We start from the raw sequence: 354 nt of genomic DNA on the forward strand, positions 1-354 counted from the left end.
ATGTTCTCCATGCCTTGGTACTGGCACTTGGTGGTCGGCGGCTTCGCCATCGGTATGCTGTTTATGGCGACCGACCCTGTTTCCGCTTCCTTTACCAATGTCGGCAAATGGTGGTACGGCGCACTTATCGGCGTAATGTGCGTGTTAATCCGCGTGGTCAACCCTGCTTACCCCGAAGGCATGATGTTGGCGATTTTGTTTGCCAACCTGTTTGCCCCGATTTTCGACTATTTCGTCGCACAAGCGAACATCAAACGCAGAAAGGCGCGCAGCAATGGCTAAGAAATTCGATAAAGACAGCTTCAGCGGCACGCTGATTGTGGTATTGGTTGTCAGCCTGATTTGTTCCATCAT

Annotated in this window: 1 protein-coding gene; it reads left to right on the forward strand. The window is 51.4% G+C overall.

From position 1 onward, the window contains the following. A partial coding sequence (locus ACTHSP_RS22990) for an RnfABCDGE type electron transport complex subunit D (protein ID WP_440347126.1) occupies positions 1-282 on the forward strand: 282 nt, incomplete at its 5' end. Positions 283-354: the final 72 nt, after the last annotated feature.

The organism is Neisseria sp. P0001.S005 (genome assembly GCF_051963715.1).